This window comes from Companilactobacillus halodurans, assembly GCF_009600985.1.
GTDB lineage: Bacteria > Bacillota > Bacilli > Lactobacillales > Lactobacillaceae > Companilactobacillus > Companilactobacillus halodurans.
On record NZ_VDFP01000003.1, the window covers coordinates 1 to 14,088 of the forward strand.

Sequence of the window (14,088 nt, forward strand, 5' to 3'; positions counted from 1 at the left end):
GCGAAAATAGTGTGGTGGCGATAGTGAGAAGGATACACCTGTTCCCATGCCGAACACAGAAGTTAAGCTTCTCCGCGCCGAAAGTAGTTGGTGGGAAACTACCCGCGAGGATAGGGAGCTGCCACGCAAGCTAAGGAATCGACAATGTCGATTCCTTTTTTCGTGTCTTCTTTTTTACAGATACAATAATAGGAAGAAATATTTATAAAAAATAATGAAAAAGTTTATTGTAAATAAAAACTTTTTTAAAAGTAAACTTTGATGCCAAGCGTCATTTTTTCATGAAAATACAGTAAAATATATAGTATTTTATATAAATCCAAGGAAATAAACTGAATAAAATTCAGTTTATTTTTTTCTTTTTTATGAAAATTATTTTTTTCAAAATTTAAGGCAAATTCAGGGGCTATACTTATTAAAAATAAGGCGTAAAATAACATATTGGTATAGATAATAAAATGTGTTCATATTTCCCTAAATATCTTGTCTAGTTATTTAAGTAATAAATTTTACTAGGTTAGTAATATGAAACTTTATTTACTATAATGTAATCTTTTTAATACGAAATTGAATATATTCTATTATAATAGAATTAATTATATCTACGGGGGTGGATACTTTGGATAGCTTTACTGACTTATTTCTCTCAAAATCAGAAATAGAAAAGATACAACTATTTAATAAAATAAAGTTGATCAGAACTAATCAACTTGCCAGTGCCAATCTTATCAATACCTATCGTAATCGTGATATTAAGGTTAAGGATATCAACTTACGTAAGGCTGCTTATCAAATGAATAAGAGTTACGGGAGTGTTTACAATACATTCTTGGGTATTCAAGATGATTTCAAGAAAATCCTTAAAAAGGATGACTACAGTACTGAAGAAATGTTTGATGTAACAAGAGATGCCTATCATGCTTATTTGACAACTAATTCAGATGGCTACTTATTCCTCGATGCAATCGTTAAGAATAAGGAAGATTCTTTTAAACATTTCTATGAAACGCTAGAAAGCAGCAAAGCAACTGTTTTACGTCATTTAAAGCCAATGAGAGGCTATTTAAAGCGTTTTGGTGTCCGAATAGCTTATGAACCAATGCGTTTCGTAGGCGATGAGGAATCGATTCGTTTAGCAATTGCGGCGTTATACTGGAACGCTACAAGGGGATACGTATGGCCTTTTGAAGACTTTACGCAAAAGACTGCCTTTAAGGTTGTCGATATTGCTTTAGATAAATATCGTCTCAAACCAACTAACCATATTACCAAGATGTTCTATGCTTATGTCGTTATGGCTCATTTGTATCGAATCATTGAAGGAAATCATGTTCAGAATATGGATGCGTTAAATGTCATCAACTATCCATTCCCTAATATTTTTGAAAGTGCTGGTTCGATGCTTGAAGGCGATACTGGTAGCGAAAAAGTTCGAGAATTGAAACGTGCTATCAAAGAAGATGTCAGTTACGAAGAGCAAATGTTCCAATCAGCTGACTTCTATATTTTGTTGATGTGCGTTCCTGCTACTTTTGAAGTATCAGATGAATATCTACAATCAGTTTCTAAACAATTAGTTAGATACAATCCTTTATTCGCTAACTTCATTGATGATTTCTTGGAACTTATTCCAATCGATGTGGAACAAGCAGTTTCAGATATGGCCTTGTCACACAAGGAATTCTTACGTTATAAATATAATTTAACGACATGTATTATTGGCGTTCTAGCATTAGATCACAACTACATTGAAATTTTGAATCTCTATTCAGGATTTGGCGATGCTATCAGCAAGCTAAATGATGAAGGATTAGAAAGCAAAATTTACTCAACAGTGCAACATTTGATGCTTCGTGATAAATATCAGTCATTGAATGGAAAATCTAAACAGATTTCGGAAGCTATTTATGCGATTGCTTACCGTTTCTTCTCACTATACAATAAGAACATTCAAGTCAAAGTTTACTTGGAATTAGAGTCATTTTTCTTAGTTTACTCAGATCTTGCAGTGACATTGCAGTCATTGCCTTATGCTAAAATCGTAAGCGATCCAAAAGACGCTGATATTGTTGTGACTGCTAATAGTGCCAACCCACCAGAAGATGAAATGAAAGACGATGTCTGCATCTATCGCTGGATGTATAATGGCGTCGACGGCCAAATGGGCGGCTTATTGAACTTGATTTATAAGATTTGGACTGAAGAAAAAGTTAGTGAAAACCCAAATCTTTAAGTGAAAGGTGTTGCAACTATTTTCAGAATATATTATGATACAGGTTGTGCGATGAGTCGAGAGTCGTCGAATTAGGACGACACTTATGATGGTAGGGTATCGAGCACCACTCACCGGATTGTGAGGGATATCTATAGGAACTGGATGTGAACCGGGACCTATTTACTCAATTTGAGTACTACCGATAAAACCATGGTTGATTTAAGCCATGGTTTTTTTATTGAAAAAATTAATAGAAGAGGTGAGAAGGATGCGTGCACAAAGAATATGGTTGTTAATTTTAAATATCACGTTTAACTTGGTAATGGGGTTTATGTTGCCGGTCAATACAATTTTTATTCATAAGAACCTACACGAAACACTAGTTACAGCTGGATTCGCCTTGATGGTCTATTCAGGCTGTATGATGGTTGGAAATGCCCTTGGCGGCGTTATGTTCGATCGTTTTTCTAAGCGTGGAACGTTATACATTGGTTATGCTATTTCAATCTTATCGTTGTTAGGTATGTCAGTACATCATGTATGGCCAACATATGCGATTATGTTGTTCATTTTAGGATTTGGAATGGGGTTAGTCTATACCGCAATCAATGCCTATACTGCTTTTGTCGCAGAGCAAATGTCAGGAAATAGCCGAGTTATTTTTAATAATATGTATTTGGCAGCTAATATCGGAATTGCCATTGGCTCAACAGCAGTTGGCTTCATATTTAAGTGGAGTATCTTTTTCACTTTCTTCATACCAATGCTATTATTCGTGTTGAGCGGCGTTATATTGTTGCTTCGAGCTAACGTGTTGGATCAGGTTGCTGAACGTGATTATGAATCAGACAGACCAGCTATGGAAGCAACTGAAATCAAAGACCCACGAATCGAAATCGGGTCAAGACGTTTCAACATTAATATGTTTATTATTTGTGCGTCAATTTTTATTGTCTGGTTAGGTTATTCGCAGTGGGACAGCAATTTGTCAGCTTATATGCTCAACCAAGGCTATACAACGCGTGAATACGGATTAGTCTTCACGATTAATGCTGCTTCGCTTTTGATTATTCAACCAGTAATGAATCGTGTGATTTCCAAAATATTTAAATTATTGAAATTTCAAATTTTCATTGGAACAGTAATCATGGGTTCTTCATTTTTACTGCTACCAGAAGCTAAAAGCTATGCGGCATACGTCACTAGTATGTTGATTTTGACAGTTGGCGAATCAATGGTCTTTCCAACGATTCCAGCTTTATTGAGCAAAATGTCAACGAATAAAAACCGTGGAACTTTCCAAAGTTTCTATAGTATTTTTGGTTCGTTAGGTCGAGCAATCGGTCCTTATGCCGGTAGTTTAATAATTGCAGCTCTATCATTTTCAACGTTATTCGTTGGAATAACGGTTTCAATGGTATTAGTAGCTGTAGCAATGTTAGGCGTTAAAGAATTAGCACAAGAGGGGTAAGATAATGATAATCTTTTTATTGATATTGTTATTACTAGTCGTTCTAATTCTGAACGCCTTTTTTTTATATATACAACAAAGAGGTTCAAAGGCTTTAGGTTCACAAGCACCCAAAGTCAAGATGGATGAAGGACTAGAAGAAAGCACTAAAAAGTTTTTAGAGAAGACAAAAGAAGAGTGGCAAATAAAGTCCAGTTACAATGGCAGTAAACTATATGGTTGGTTTACGAATAATAACGCTCATGTAACGGCTATTTTGGTGCATGGATTTGGCGTGGATCATAATTCGTTAAATGTGCACGCGCAACTCTTTGATAAATTAGGCTGCAATACGCTTCAAATCGATAATCAAGCAGCTGGCAAAAGCGAAGGTAAATATTTAGGGTTTGGCTATATTGAAGGTTTAGACCTTTTAGACTGGATAAAAGAGCTAAATAAGAGAAAGCCTGATCAAAAGATCGTTTTATTTGGAGCATCGATGGGAGCAGCAACAGTAATGCTTGCAACCAGGAATGATTTACCAAAAAATGTTAAACTGATTATTGAAGATTCTGGTTATACCAGTGCATTTGATATTTTAAGCTATCATTGTCAAAAACGATATCATATCAAAGGCAAGTGGCTAATCAATGGTATTTCATTGATGTCGAAAATTCGTGCAGGCTTTTCATACCAACAGGCAAACTGTAAAAAGGCTTTAGAACAAAACAAGTTGCCGATTTTATTCATGCATGGCAAGAATGATTTTACAGTCCCTTATAAAATGGAAGGGAAGTTATCCACATGTGGAAAATTCCCAAAAAAAGACGTATAAAAGTCTTGGCGTCCATATTCGTAGCTACTACGTAGACTCAATAAACTATCAAAGTGCTGTGGATAACTTTTTGAAAATGTACCTTTAGGAGAAAATGATGAAAGTAAAAATTGCTGATTTTATGGAGAACGTTCAAGAAGGAAATTTTAATCAAACTAGTTTAGAAATTAGTAAAGATGATTTGCTTCAAGAAGACTTGTGGTCACTTAATAAAGCTAAGGAACAACTGGAAAAGGATGTTGCCGATAATAAACTTTCCCAAGTGATGATTCATGTAGCCGATGCTGAATTCGAAATTAACTTTTATTTAGAAACTGGTGTTATAAATTTACCTTTTGATGATGCTAAGAAAGTCACTCATTTCTTCGATGACGACGCAGAAGTTGAGACAAAAATCTATCTTTCAACAGCATGCGATTATTTAAATGCCTCAAAATTTCACATTGATTTAATTTCAGAAAATGTCTTAAAAAATGCTGAAATTAAACATGCAATGGATATAATGAAAGATAACTATGAAACTTCTGTAGAGAATTTCTCAAATAAAGAAGAAGTAGAGAAAGAGGATAAATAATGAATTCGATGCTACTACTCTTAGTAATGGGTGTAGGAGCTGGAATTCTTGGCGCAATTTTGGGGATCGGTGGCGGTATGATTATCACGCCGGTATTGACTATCATGATGGGGTTAGATATTAAGTATGCAATCGGTGCTAGTATCATCTCAGTTATTGCGACGAGTTCTGGTTCTACGATTGCCTATTTAAAAGATGATATGCTGAATCTGCGTGTCGCCATGTTTCTTGAAATCGCGACGACTGTTGGTGCTATTATGGGTGCACTCTTAGTTGGGATGTTCTCAAGTAATTTCTTGTATGTCTTGTTTGGATTTTTCCTATTATATTCAAGTTATAATATGCTTCGGAAACTTTTTGATAAGAAGGGCGAATCAGTTTATACCCAAGATGAAGGACTAGTTAAGAAATTCAAATTGGCTAGTACGTATTATGATAAATCGGAACAAAAACAAGTTGATTATTCAATGAAAAATGTTCCTGGTGGTTTTGTCATGATGTGGGCTGCTGGATTGGCTAGTGGTTTATTAGGAATCGGTAGTGGTGCTTTTAAAGTAATCGCGATGGATACGATTATGAAGATGCCACTAAAACCTTCGAGTGCAACTAGTAATTTGATGATGGGTGTTACTGCCGCAGCTAGTGCGACTGTATACTTTTTCAATGGATCGATTCGTCCTGATATTGCTGGACCATTAGCAATTGGTGTTTTAGCGGGTGCTACAATTGGTGCTCGATTAATGCAAGTTTTGAAACCTCGAGTTATTCGAATGATTTTTGTCCCTATTATTTTGTATATGGGATTGCAAATGGCACTTAAAGGATTTGGGGTGAATATCTAATGGAATCACATGAAGAAACTAGAGAAGTTGAAGTAATCATTGGTAAAATTTTACGAATCGGTGTCATTACCTCAGCTATTGTTATTCTAATTGGCATGGCGCTCTATTTTATGAATGGCAGCGGCTATACGAATGGATTTCCCAAAAGATTTTCAGCAATTTTTGCTGGAGTAGCTAGTGGCAAGTCATATGCGGTCATTATGTTAGGAGTTTTTCTATTAATTTTGACCCCAGTATTGCGAGTCGTTGTTTCGATTTACGCCTTTTATAAAGAACATGATAATTTATACGTTATAATCACAACGATTGTTTTAATCATTTTGATGTTTGCAATGTTCATGGGATATCGAAGTTAAAAGTAAGTAAAAAAATAAGCTATCGAGAAAAATATATCTCGATAGCTTATTTTTTTATGCATTGTCAATTGAATCTAAGAGTGTCCAGTTGATAGTTCCAGTGTAATTACCAGAGCGACTGGTTTGATTACTATTGTTTAAAGCAAGTAGAATACCGCTTTGATCCGTCCATTGAGAGGCAATATTATTAGTTTCTATGTTGTCACTATTCTTAGTATGACTAGCAATGTGAACATTGTTGGTTAAATCTATTGCTTGGCTATCGGGATTTTCTCGGTAAACCAAATTACCATATAGAGTGTGTTGTTTATTGGTATTGATAAGGTTAGAGGCTTGAGCTTGAACTGACCAGCTGCTGCCTTTATCACGACTGTCGATGACATTGATGTTCCATTTATCAAGTCGAGGAACTAATTGATTTCTGGAAGTCCAATAAATATTTTTAAATGAGACCTTATTAGACACCTCACCAAAGGCAACAGTACCGCCAATTTGGATCATTCGACTTAAGGTATTCGTTTGTCCAACTGAATCATCTGGGTCTTTAACATAAAAGGAAATTGGGGTAGATGATTCATTTAGCTGACTGTTGTCAAGATGCAAGGTGAAACTACCATCTGCAGCAATTGGAGTTGTGAGTGGAACGTAATCTTGGTCGTTTATTTTTTGGTAGACAGTCATTTTAGTGTAATCAGGCTTTGTGCTTTCATTTCCTAAGTAGTCGACTTGTGCAGGGATGTCGACGCTGTCGTTTTTATTGATTTTAATAATATCAGGCGTTGAACTTTTGAGGGTAATGGAACGTGGGTCAATAATAAATGAAGTCGTATCGGTATCAGTAATCAAATTATCGCCATCGAAATGAGCGTGTGCTGTTGGGACGGTCAACTGATTAGTCGATGTTTTAGCTGCCTGCCCATGTAAAGAAATCTTAGCAGTTCGATTGTCCTTATCTAGATGCTGTTGCAAGGTGTAATTGATATATTGTGGATCACTAAAGGCAGAACTAGGAATAGTTTCGCTTAAACCATTGGCATAAGTCACTTCACCGCTAGAAAAAGTCATATTAGCAGGGATTTGCATCTTGGCTTTAATATCAGACCAAGTTCTAGTCCAACCGATATATTTCAAATCATAGTTGTAAGTTATTTTATCTTGCGTATCAACGTGGCCATCAGCTGGAACTTCTTTATTAGCAGTATCGTTATGAATCGTAGTTTGAGCTTCTGCATCAACAAAAGAAGGCAATGATTCAAAAGCAATCAAATTATTTTCGGTGTATCTACCAGTTGCACCGGTAAAACCCCAATGAAGTTTGCCATCGGTAGTATTGAATTTAGAAATATCAACTCCCATAGTAGAAACTTTGCTGGTATTAGTAGCTGTACCATCAGGATTCTTGTCATCGTAATAATAAGTCAGTTTTCCCATCATTTTTCCACTGACTTGATTGTAAGTAGCCTTAGTCCAATGAATCGTTAAATGATGCCACTTGCTATCGACTAAATTTATGTTGGAAGTATAAGCTAAGTGCAACAATGAAAAGTAGTTTTTTGTACCGTCTTCTTTAGTTGAATCAGTTGCTTTGGCTGTATCGATTGCTTTGGTTGTATTAGTTTCAGTATTTTGAACTTTTTTAGTTGGATCGGTTACAGTTTTAGTTGGATCAGTTACAGAATGATGAATATAAGTACTAGCTTCTCCTGGATAATTGGCAGCAATGTGATGAGTATCTTTTTGTCCATAGGTTCCTACATCAAAAGAAACACCTTCGCCACTGATGTCGTTAAAATTAGTCATTCGATCCATGAAAGTATCGAATTCGATAGCAACACTGTTTTGAATAGCATTTTTAGCAATATTCGTGGGTTCTGTTTCTTTTGTGTCCCAATCGGTACCCCAAACACCTAAGGTCTCACCATTACCAGGGACGACTTTAGTTGTTGATTTGTCCTTATTTGTAATGGTCCCTGTAGAATGAGCATCGGTCGTTCTAGGGTCGTTTTGAATCACAAAAGCCATGCCATCGCCCGGATACATACCATCGCCGCCTGTAGCTTTATCATGTCCAAAATAAAGCCACATCGAGGCTGTTTGGTCATGGTCGATATCGAAGTAATTGTAATTGTTAGCATTGCTCCAAATCCCACCAACTTGATAGAGACCATTAGTTACTTTAATGACACTAGTATCAGGAGATTCAGGGTTGTTAGAATTGACAATAGTTGCAGAGTTGCCCTCAAAACCGGCTTTTTTGAAATCATCATCGCTCCATTTTAGTCCTTTAGGTACGGTATCTAGGGCGTTTTGATAGTCATCGGCTAAAGCAGTATTGGGATTGACTAAATAGATAAAAAGAATCGAAAAAAATATAATCAAAAAAATATATATAATCCGAAATTTACTTTTAAAAATATGCATATTCCCCTCTGGCAGATAAAATAGATGTTGTTTTCTGCCAAAAGTATAACAAAGGTATAAATATATTATTCATTTATGGTACCGTAAAACCATTCTATTTTTATATAACAAAAATAAATAAAATAGCTATCAAAATATGCTTTTATTTATATAAAAAGAACAAGCTATTTCAGCTTGTTCTTTTTTGATAATTAACGATTATTTTTTTGATTGATCCAATTGGTCGAAATATCCATTGCTGCACGAGTGGCGTTAGTTTGATCGAGAGAATTGACCATTACGAAATCATGTACCATACCTTGGAAGCGTAATTGCGTAACTTCAACTCCCGCATCACGTAATTTCTTCGCGTAAGCTTCTCCTTCATCTCGTAAGACATCTGCTTCACCATTTAGAATCATTGCGCAAGGTAGGTCTTTTAAGTCAGAAAGAGAGGCTCTTAATGGAGAAGCCGTAATCTCAGCACGTTCTTGCTTACTCGTTGTATACTTGTCCCAGAACCATTGCATGCCGGCTTTAGTTAAGAAGTAATCTTCTGCAAAAGTTTTGTATGATTCAGTTTCAAAATTAGCATCAGTAACTGGGTAGTAAAGTAATTGTTGGGCGATAGGAAGACCGTGACGCATCTTAGTCATAATCGTCATAACGGTTGCCATATTGCCTCCAACATAGTCGCCGGAAACGGTGATTTTATCTAAATTGAGTTTCTTTTCAGAAGCTAAGTTTGATAATTGTTGCAGCACAGAATAACTTTGTTCAATTGCAGTTGGATATTTGGCTTCAGGGGAAAGTGCATATTCAGGGAAAACGACTACGGAATTAGTTCTTACAGCTAGTTCACGAATCAATTTATCGTGAGTGTGGGCATTGCCAAAGACCCAGCCAGCGCCGTGAATATAAAAAATAACAGGAAGAACTGAGGAGTTGTTTTGAGGTCTGATGAAACGGATATTGATATTGCCCCATTTGCCAGTATTCATTTCAACGTCTTCAATATCAACTTCTCGTTTTAAAATCGGACTATCTTGAACTTGATCTAAGATAGAACGTCCTAAGGCAGGTTCTACTTCATAGATGCGGGGATGCGATTCATTAGCAATGCTAAAATCTAAAGCGGCTTGTTCTAAAGAAATACGATCTGTCATAATATTATTCCTCTTTCGTAATTAAATTGTGCACAACCAATATTGGAGGCAGATATAAATATATAATCAGCGATACATTTTGTCAACAATTAAATTGCACAAAATATAATTATTTACAATTTCATAGATTTGGAATAAAATGTATTAACGAATAAATTATAAAAGGGGGCAACAATTGTGCCTATTATCGACGACAAGCAACAACCAATCCCTTTAGATGAACATTTATGCTTTTCTCTTTATGCGACGTCACGAGCTATTCAAAAACTTTATCATGATGGATTGAGCCAAAATGGTTTAACTTATCCGCAGTATTTAGTTTTAGTTTCTTTGTATCAATATCACAATGTGACAGTGAAGAAACTGGGCAATTTGTTGGCATTGGATTCAGGAACTTTGACGCCTTTATTGAAGCGCCTCGAAAATGAAGGTTTAGTAAAGCGTCAACGTAGTAAGAAAGATGAACGTGTGGTAAATGTTTGTCTAACTGCTGCCGGGACTAAAAAGAGAGAAGAAGTAAATGAACTACCCGAAATATTGGTAAAAAAGAGTCATTTTTCTAAGACGGAATGGGACAAATTAGAAAGTCTATCGAATAAGCTGTTTGAAAATATTACAGCTAAAGATTAAAAAATAAGCTCTAGCAATCAGTTGATTGCTAGAGCTTATTTTTGTGTAATCTATTTTAATTTTTTAACTTTACTAAAGAGCGAATCGCTTTCTGGCGTCTTACGATCGCCAGTACGACCGATATCGTAATCGGAATCTTTCATAGCTTCAACTTTACCCATCAAGTAGCCGTTACCTACTTGTGAGAAGAAGTCATGATTACTTGTACCAGTTGAGATACCGTTCATAACGATAGGGTTGACATCTTCAGCGTTACCATCTGGGAATAGTGGTTCTTGACCCAAATTCATCAGCGCTTTGTTAGCGTTATAACGCAAGAAGACCATAACTTCATCGACCCAGCCAACTTCCTTATAGAGTTCACGAGTGTATTTTTCTTCGTTGTCATATAAGGTATAGAGCAAATCGTACATCCAATCCTTTAAATCAGCTTGTTCTTTTTCGCTTAGTTCGTTGAAACCTAATTGGAATTTATAACCAATGTAAGTTCCGTGAACGGATTCGTCACGAATAATCAACTTAATGATTTCAGCAACATTAGCTAATTTGTTATTGCCTAAATAATAAAGTGGCGTGTAAAAACCGGAGTAGAATAAGAAACTTTCCAAGAAGACGCTGGCAACTTTCTTTTCCAATGGCTTGCCATTTTGATAGATGTCATTGATGAACTTGGCCTTTTTTTGAAGGTATTCGTTGTGATCAGTCCAGTCAAAAATCTCATCGATTTCTTCAGCAGTGTTCAAAGTACTGAAAATAGAGGAGTAACTTTTGGCATGGACTGATTCCATAAATTCAATGTTATTGAAGACGGCTGTTTCGGCTTGAGTTCTGGTATCTTTTAGCATAGCTTGGATACCATCTTGAGATTGCAAAGTATCAAGCAAAGTCAAACCACCAAAGACGTGACCGACAACGGTGTGTTCAGCGGGACTCAAAGTTCTCCAGTCATCCATATCGTTAGATAAAGGAATTCTAGTATCGAGCCAAAATTGAGAAGTTAGCTTTTCCCAAGTTTCCTTGTCGATTTGGTCTTCAAGTTTATTCCAATTCATTGATTTGTAATATGTTTCAACCATTATAAAAATTTCCTCCTAGATTGAGCAGCTTTCACATTCGTTACTACCGATTTCATCGTTATTCTCAGTAAAGGTTCTAATGTAATAAAGCGACTTGATACCCTTGTAGTAAGCGTAGTTACGTAAAATACTTAAGTCTCTGGTAGTTTGTTTAGGATCGTCTTTCCATTCATAGATTCCTTCAGGAATTTGTGAACGCATGAAGAGCGTCAAACTCATACCTTGATCAATGTGTTCTTGAGCTGAAGCATAAGTATCGATAACTTTACGCATATCAGTATCATAAGCTGATTTGTAGTACTTGATTGTGTCGTTACTTAAGAAGGGAGCTGGGAAATAGATTTTACCATTTTTCTTCTCTTGTCTTTCTTCAACTAAACGTGTAACAGGTTGCAAACTAGCACTAGTGTTGTTGACATAAGAGATTGAACCTGTTGGAGCAACTGCCATCCGGTAGGCGTTATAAAGGCCATCACGCATAACTTTTTGTTTTAAATCTTTCCAATCGCTAGGACTTGGGATGAAGATGCCATCAAATAATTCTTTGACAGCGGGCAACTTTGGAGCGAAGCTCTCATTTACATACTTATCGAAGTATGAACCATCGGCGTATTTTGATTTTTCAAAATTCTTGAAGGTTTCATTACGGTCTCTAGCAATATTGTTGCTTTCTACTAAAGTCCAGTAATTCAACAACAAGAAATAAACGTTAATGAACTCAATGGCTTCAGGTGAACCATATTCGAGGTGGTGACAAGCTAGGAAGGTATGCAACCCCATAGCGCCTAAACCGATTGAGTGGTTGACTTTGTTACCATTGGCAACTGGAGGAACGGCAACGATATTTGAAGCATCGCTGACAAAAGTCAAAGCACGAGTCATGGCACGGATTGACTTACCAAAATCGGGACTTTGCATCATATTCAAGATGTTAGTTGAACCAAGGTTACAGCTGACATCAGTTCCCATTTTGACGTAATCTTGAGCGTCATTTAATTCTGAAGGTATTTGAACTTGTTGAATCTCAGTACAGAGATTACTCATGATGATCTTGCCATCGATAGGGTTGTCGCGATTGACAGTATCGATATTTAGAACATATGGATAACCTGATTCTTGTTGCAATTTACTGATTTCGTCTTCAAGTTCACGTGCTTCAATCTTATATTTCTTGATACGGTCGTCTTTGACCATATTGTCGTATTCTTTAGTGATGTCGACATAAGAGAAAGGTACGCCGTAAACTCTTTCAACTGAATAAGGGCTGAATAAATACATATCTTCGTTATTACGAACTAATTCGTAATATTTATCAGGAACGATAACACCAAGTGAAAGGGTCTTAACACGGATTTTTTCATCAGCATTTTCCTTTTTAGCTGACAAGAAATCGATGATGTCAGGATGGAAGACGTTCAAATAAACGGCTCCGGCACCTTGACGTTGTCCTAATTGGTTACTGTAACTGAAACTGTCTTCCAACAATTTCATAACTGGTAGAACACCAGATGAAGAGTTGTCGACACCTTTGATTGGTGAACCTGATTCACGCAAATTAGATAAGGTGATACCAACTCCGCCACCGATACGTGATAGTTGTAAAGCAGAGTTGACAGTTCTTCCGATACTGTTCATGTCGTCAGTTACTTGCAATAAGAAACAAGAAACGTATTCGCCACGACGTTTGCGACCAGCGTTCAAAAATGAAGGCGTAGCAGGTTGATAACGTTGAGCAATCATTTCTTTGGCCAAGGCTTTAGCTAGTTCTTGATCGCCATTGGCATATAAAAGGGCATTAAAAAGAATCCTCATTTCATAATTTTCTAGGTAGAGGTCACCGTCATCCGTCTTTAAGGCGTATTGATTGTAGAACTTATAAGCAGCCATAAAGGACTGAAACTTAAAGTTTTGATCCATCAAGTCTTGATAAAGTTGGTCGATGAATTCATGAGGATATTCATCGATAACATTTTTTTCGATATAGTTGTTTTGAACTAAGTAGTCGATATGATCTTTGAAAGAAGCAAATTTCTTTGTGTTTGGTTCAACATTTTCTTTGAAAAAGGCAACAACAGCTTCTTTATCCTTGTTTAAAGGAATTTTATCATCCACGGGGATGTTGATTTCGTTATTTAATTTAAAATAACTGAGTTTGGTTGCGTCTAGGCTATTTAGTCCCAATTTTATTCACTACTTTCTTAAAGTTTTCGACATCTTTTTGTGTTCCGTTGAATTCAAATTGGAAGACGACCGGAACATCTAAGGCTGAAGCGATATCCTTAGCAGTGTGATTATAGAGCGTATTGAAATTACGGTTGCCGCCACCAGCGACACCAACGCAGTTTTTAGCATTATCTTCGTATTGAAGAAAATCAATTACTGGATCCATCATATCGTCGTCATAAGAAGGCACGATAAGAATAAATGACCGATCCATCTTGTAGAAAGGATCGGCGTCGGTTATTTCGTATCCATCTATTCCTAATTTATTGACGAAACGTTTTGTTTGACCAGTAATGGAATAATAGGCAACTTCTTTCAAAA

The 14,088-nt window shown here is 36.3% G+C and carries 12 protein-coding genes and 1 rRNA gene; 8 read left to right on the forward strand and 5 right to left on the reverse strand.

What is annotated here, in order from left to right:
- Window positions 1-10: 10 nt before the first annotated feature.
- The 7 genes from rrf to FHL06_RS02295 all read left to right on the forward strand — a co-directional run bounded on the left by rrf (window position 11) and on the right by FHL06_RS02295 (window position 6,272).
- Window positions 11-127 (forward strand): 5S ribosomal RNA (gene rrf / locus FHL06_RS02265).
- A gap of 483 nt (window positions 128-610) precedes the next feature.
- On the forward strand, window positions 611-2,233 hold the full coding sequence (locus FHL06_RS02270; RefSeq protein WP_337692519.1) for a helix-turn-helix domain-containing protein: 1,623 nt from the start codon (window positions 611-613) through the stop codon (window positions 2,231-2,233).
- Window positions 2,234-2,483: 250 nt separating this feature from the next.
- The gene (locus FHL06_RS02275) at window positions 2,484-3,686 is read left to right on the forward strand and encodes an MFS transporter (RefSeq protein ID WP_153384628.1); all 1,203 of its coding nucleotides are present in this window, start codon (window positions 2,484-2,486) and stop codon (window positions 3,684-3,686) included.
- Between the two features lie 4 nt (window positions 3,687-3,690).
- Entirely contained in the window at window positions 3,691-4,500 is an 810-nt protein-coding gene (locus FHL06_RS02280; protein WP_238333947.1) for an alpha/beta hydrolase, read from the forward strand.
- Window positions 4,501-4,597: 97 nt separating this feature from the next.
- A complete protein-coding gene (locus tag FHL06_RS02285) occupies window positions 4,598-5,074 on the forward strand; it encodes a hypothetical protein (protein WP_153384629.1) in 477 nt (158 codons plus the stop codon).
- The gene (locus FHL06_RS02290; protein ID WP_153384630.1) at window positions 5,074-5,916 is read left to right on the forward strand and encodes a sulfite exporter TauE/SafE family protein; all 843 of its coding nucleotides are present in this window, start codon (window positions 5,074-5,076) and stop codon (window positions 5,914-5,916) included. Before FHL06_RS02285 ends, FHL06_RS02290 begins: the two co-directional genes overlap by 1 nt.
- Window positions 5,916-6,272 (forward strand): DUF1634 domain-containing protein, encoded by a 357-nt coding sequence (locus FHL06_RS02295; protein WP_153384631.1) that lies wholly within the window; start codon window positions 5,916-5,918, stop codon window positions 6,270-6,272. The genes FHL06_RS02290 and FHL06_RS02295 overlap by 1 nt, the downstream gene beginning before the upstream one ends.
- A gap of 54 nt (window positions 6,273-6,326) precedes the next feature.
- Here the strand turns inward: FHL06_RS02295 and FHL06_RS02300 are convergent, their stop codons facing one another.
- Both FHL06_RS02300 and FHL06_RS02305 read right to left on the reverse strand, forming a co-directional pair.
- Entirely contained in the window at window positions 6,327-8,651 is a 2,325-nt protein-coding gene (locus FHL06_RS02300) for an L-type lectin family protein (RefSeq protein ID WP_153384632.1), read from the reverse strand.
- A 233-nt stretch (window positions 8,652-8,884) separates the two neighbouring features.
- Window positions 8,885-9,838, reverse strand: a complete 954-nt coding sequence (locus FHL06_RS02305; RefSeq protein WP_153384633.1) for an alpha/beta hydrolase — start codon at window positions 9,836-9,838, stop codon at window positions 8,885-8,887.
- 177 nt (window positions 9,839-10,015) lie between these two features.
- Between FHL06_RS02305 and FHL06_RS02310 the strand changes: the two genes are divergently transcribed.
- Window positions 10,016-10,468, forward strand: a complete 453-nt coding sequence (locus FHL06_RS02310) for a MarR family winged helix-turn-helix transcriptional regulator (RefSeq protein WP_337692520.1) — start codon at window positions 10,016-10,018, stop codon at window positions 10,466-10,468.
- Window positions 10,469-10,518: 50 nt separating this feature from the next.
- Here the strand turns inward: FHL06_RS02310 and nrdF are convergent, their stop codons facing one another.
- The 3 genes from nrdF to nrdI are packed head-to-tail and all read right to left on the reverse strand — an operon-like array spanning window position 10,519 to window position 14,086.
- Window positions 10,519-11,544 (reverse strand): class 1b ribonucleoside-diphosphate reductase subunit beta, encoded by a 1,026-nt coding sequence (gene nrdF, locus FHL06_RS02315; protein ID WP_153384634.1) that lies wholly within the window; start codon window positions 11,542-11,544, stop codon window positions 10,519-10,521.
- 15 nt (window positions 11,545-11,559) lie between these two features.
- Complete coding sequence (nrdE, locus tag FHL06_RS02320; RefSeq protein WP_153384635.1) at window positions 11,560-13,725, reverse strand: class 1b ribonucleoside-diphosphate reductase subunit alpha; 2,166 nt, start codon at window positions 13,723-13,725, stop codon at window positions 11,560-11,562.
- Window positions 13,712-14,086, reverse strand: coding sequence for a class Ib ribonucleoside-diphosphate reductase assembly flavoprotein NrdI (nrdI, locus tag FHL06_RS02325; RefSeq protein ID WP_153384636.1), 375 nt, complete (start codon window positions 14,084-14,086; stop codon window positions 13,712-13,714). Before nrdI ends, nrdE begins: the two co-directional genes overlap by 14 nt.
- Between the last annotated feature and the right edge of the window lie 2 nt (window positions 14,087-14,088).

Coding starts and splice junctions, on each gene's coding strand:
- FHL06_RS02275 (WP_153384628.1), top strand. CDS start 2,484: ATGCGTGCACAAAGAATATGGTTGTTAATTTTAAATATCACGTTTAAC.
- FHL06_RS02280 (WP_238333947.1), top strand. CDS start 3,691: ATGATAATCTTTTTATTGATATTGTTATTACTAGTCGTTCTAATTCTG.
- FHL06_RS02285 (WP_153384629.1), top strand. CDS start 4,598: ATGAAAGTAAAAATTGCTGATTTTATGGAGAACGTTCAAGAAGGAAAT.
- FHL06_RS02290 (WP_153384630.1), top strand. CDS start 5,074: ATGAATTCGATGCTACTACTCTTAGTAATGGGTGTAGGAGCTGGAATT.
- FHL06_RS02295 (WP_153384631.1), top strand. CDS start 5,916: ATGGAATCACATGAAGAAACTAGAGAAGTTGAAGTAATCATTGGTAAA.
- FHL06_RS02305 (WP_153384633.1), bottom strand. CDS start 9,838: ATGACAGATCGTATTTCTTTAGAACAAGCCGCTTTAGATTTTAGCATT.
- nrdF (WP_153384634.1), bottom strand. CDS start 11,544: ATGGTTGAAACATATTACAAATCAATGAATTGGAATAAACTTGAAGAC.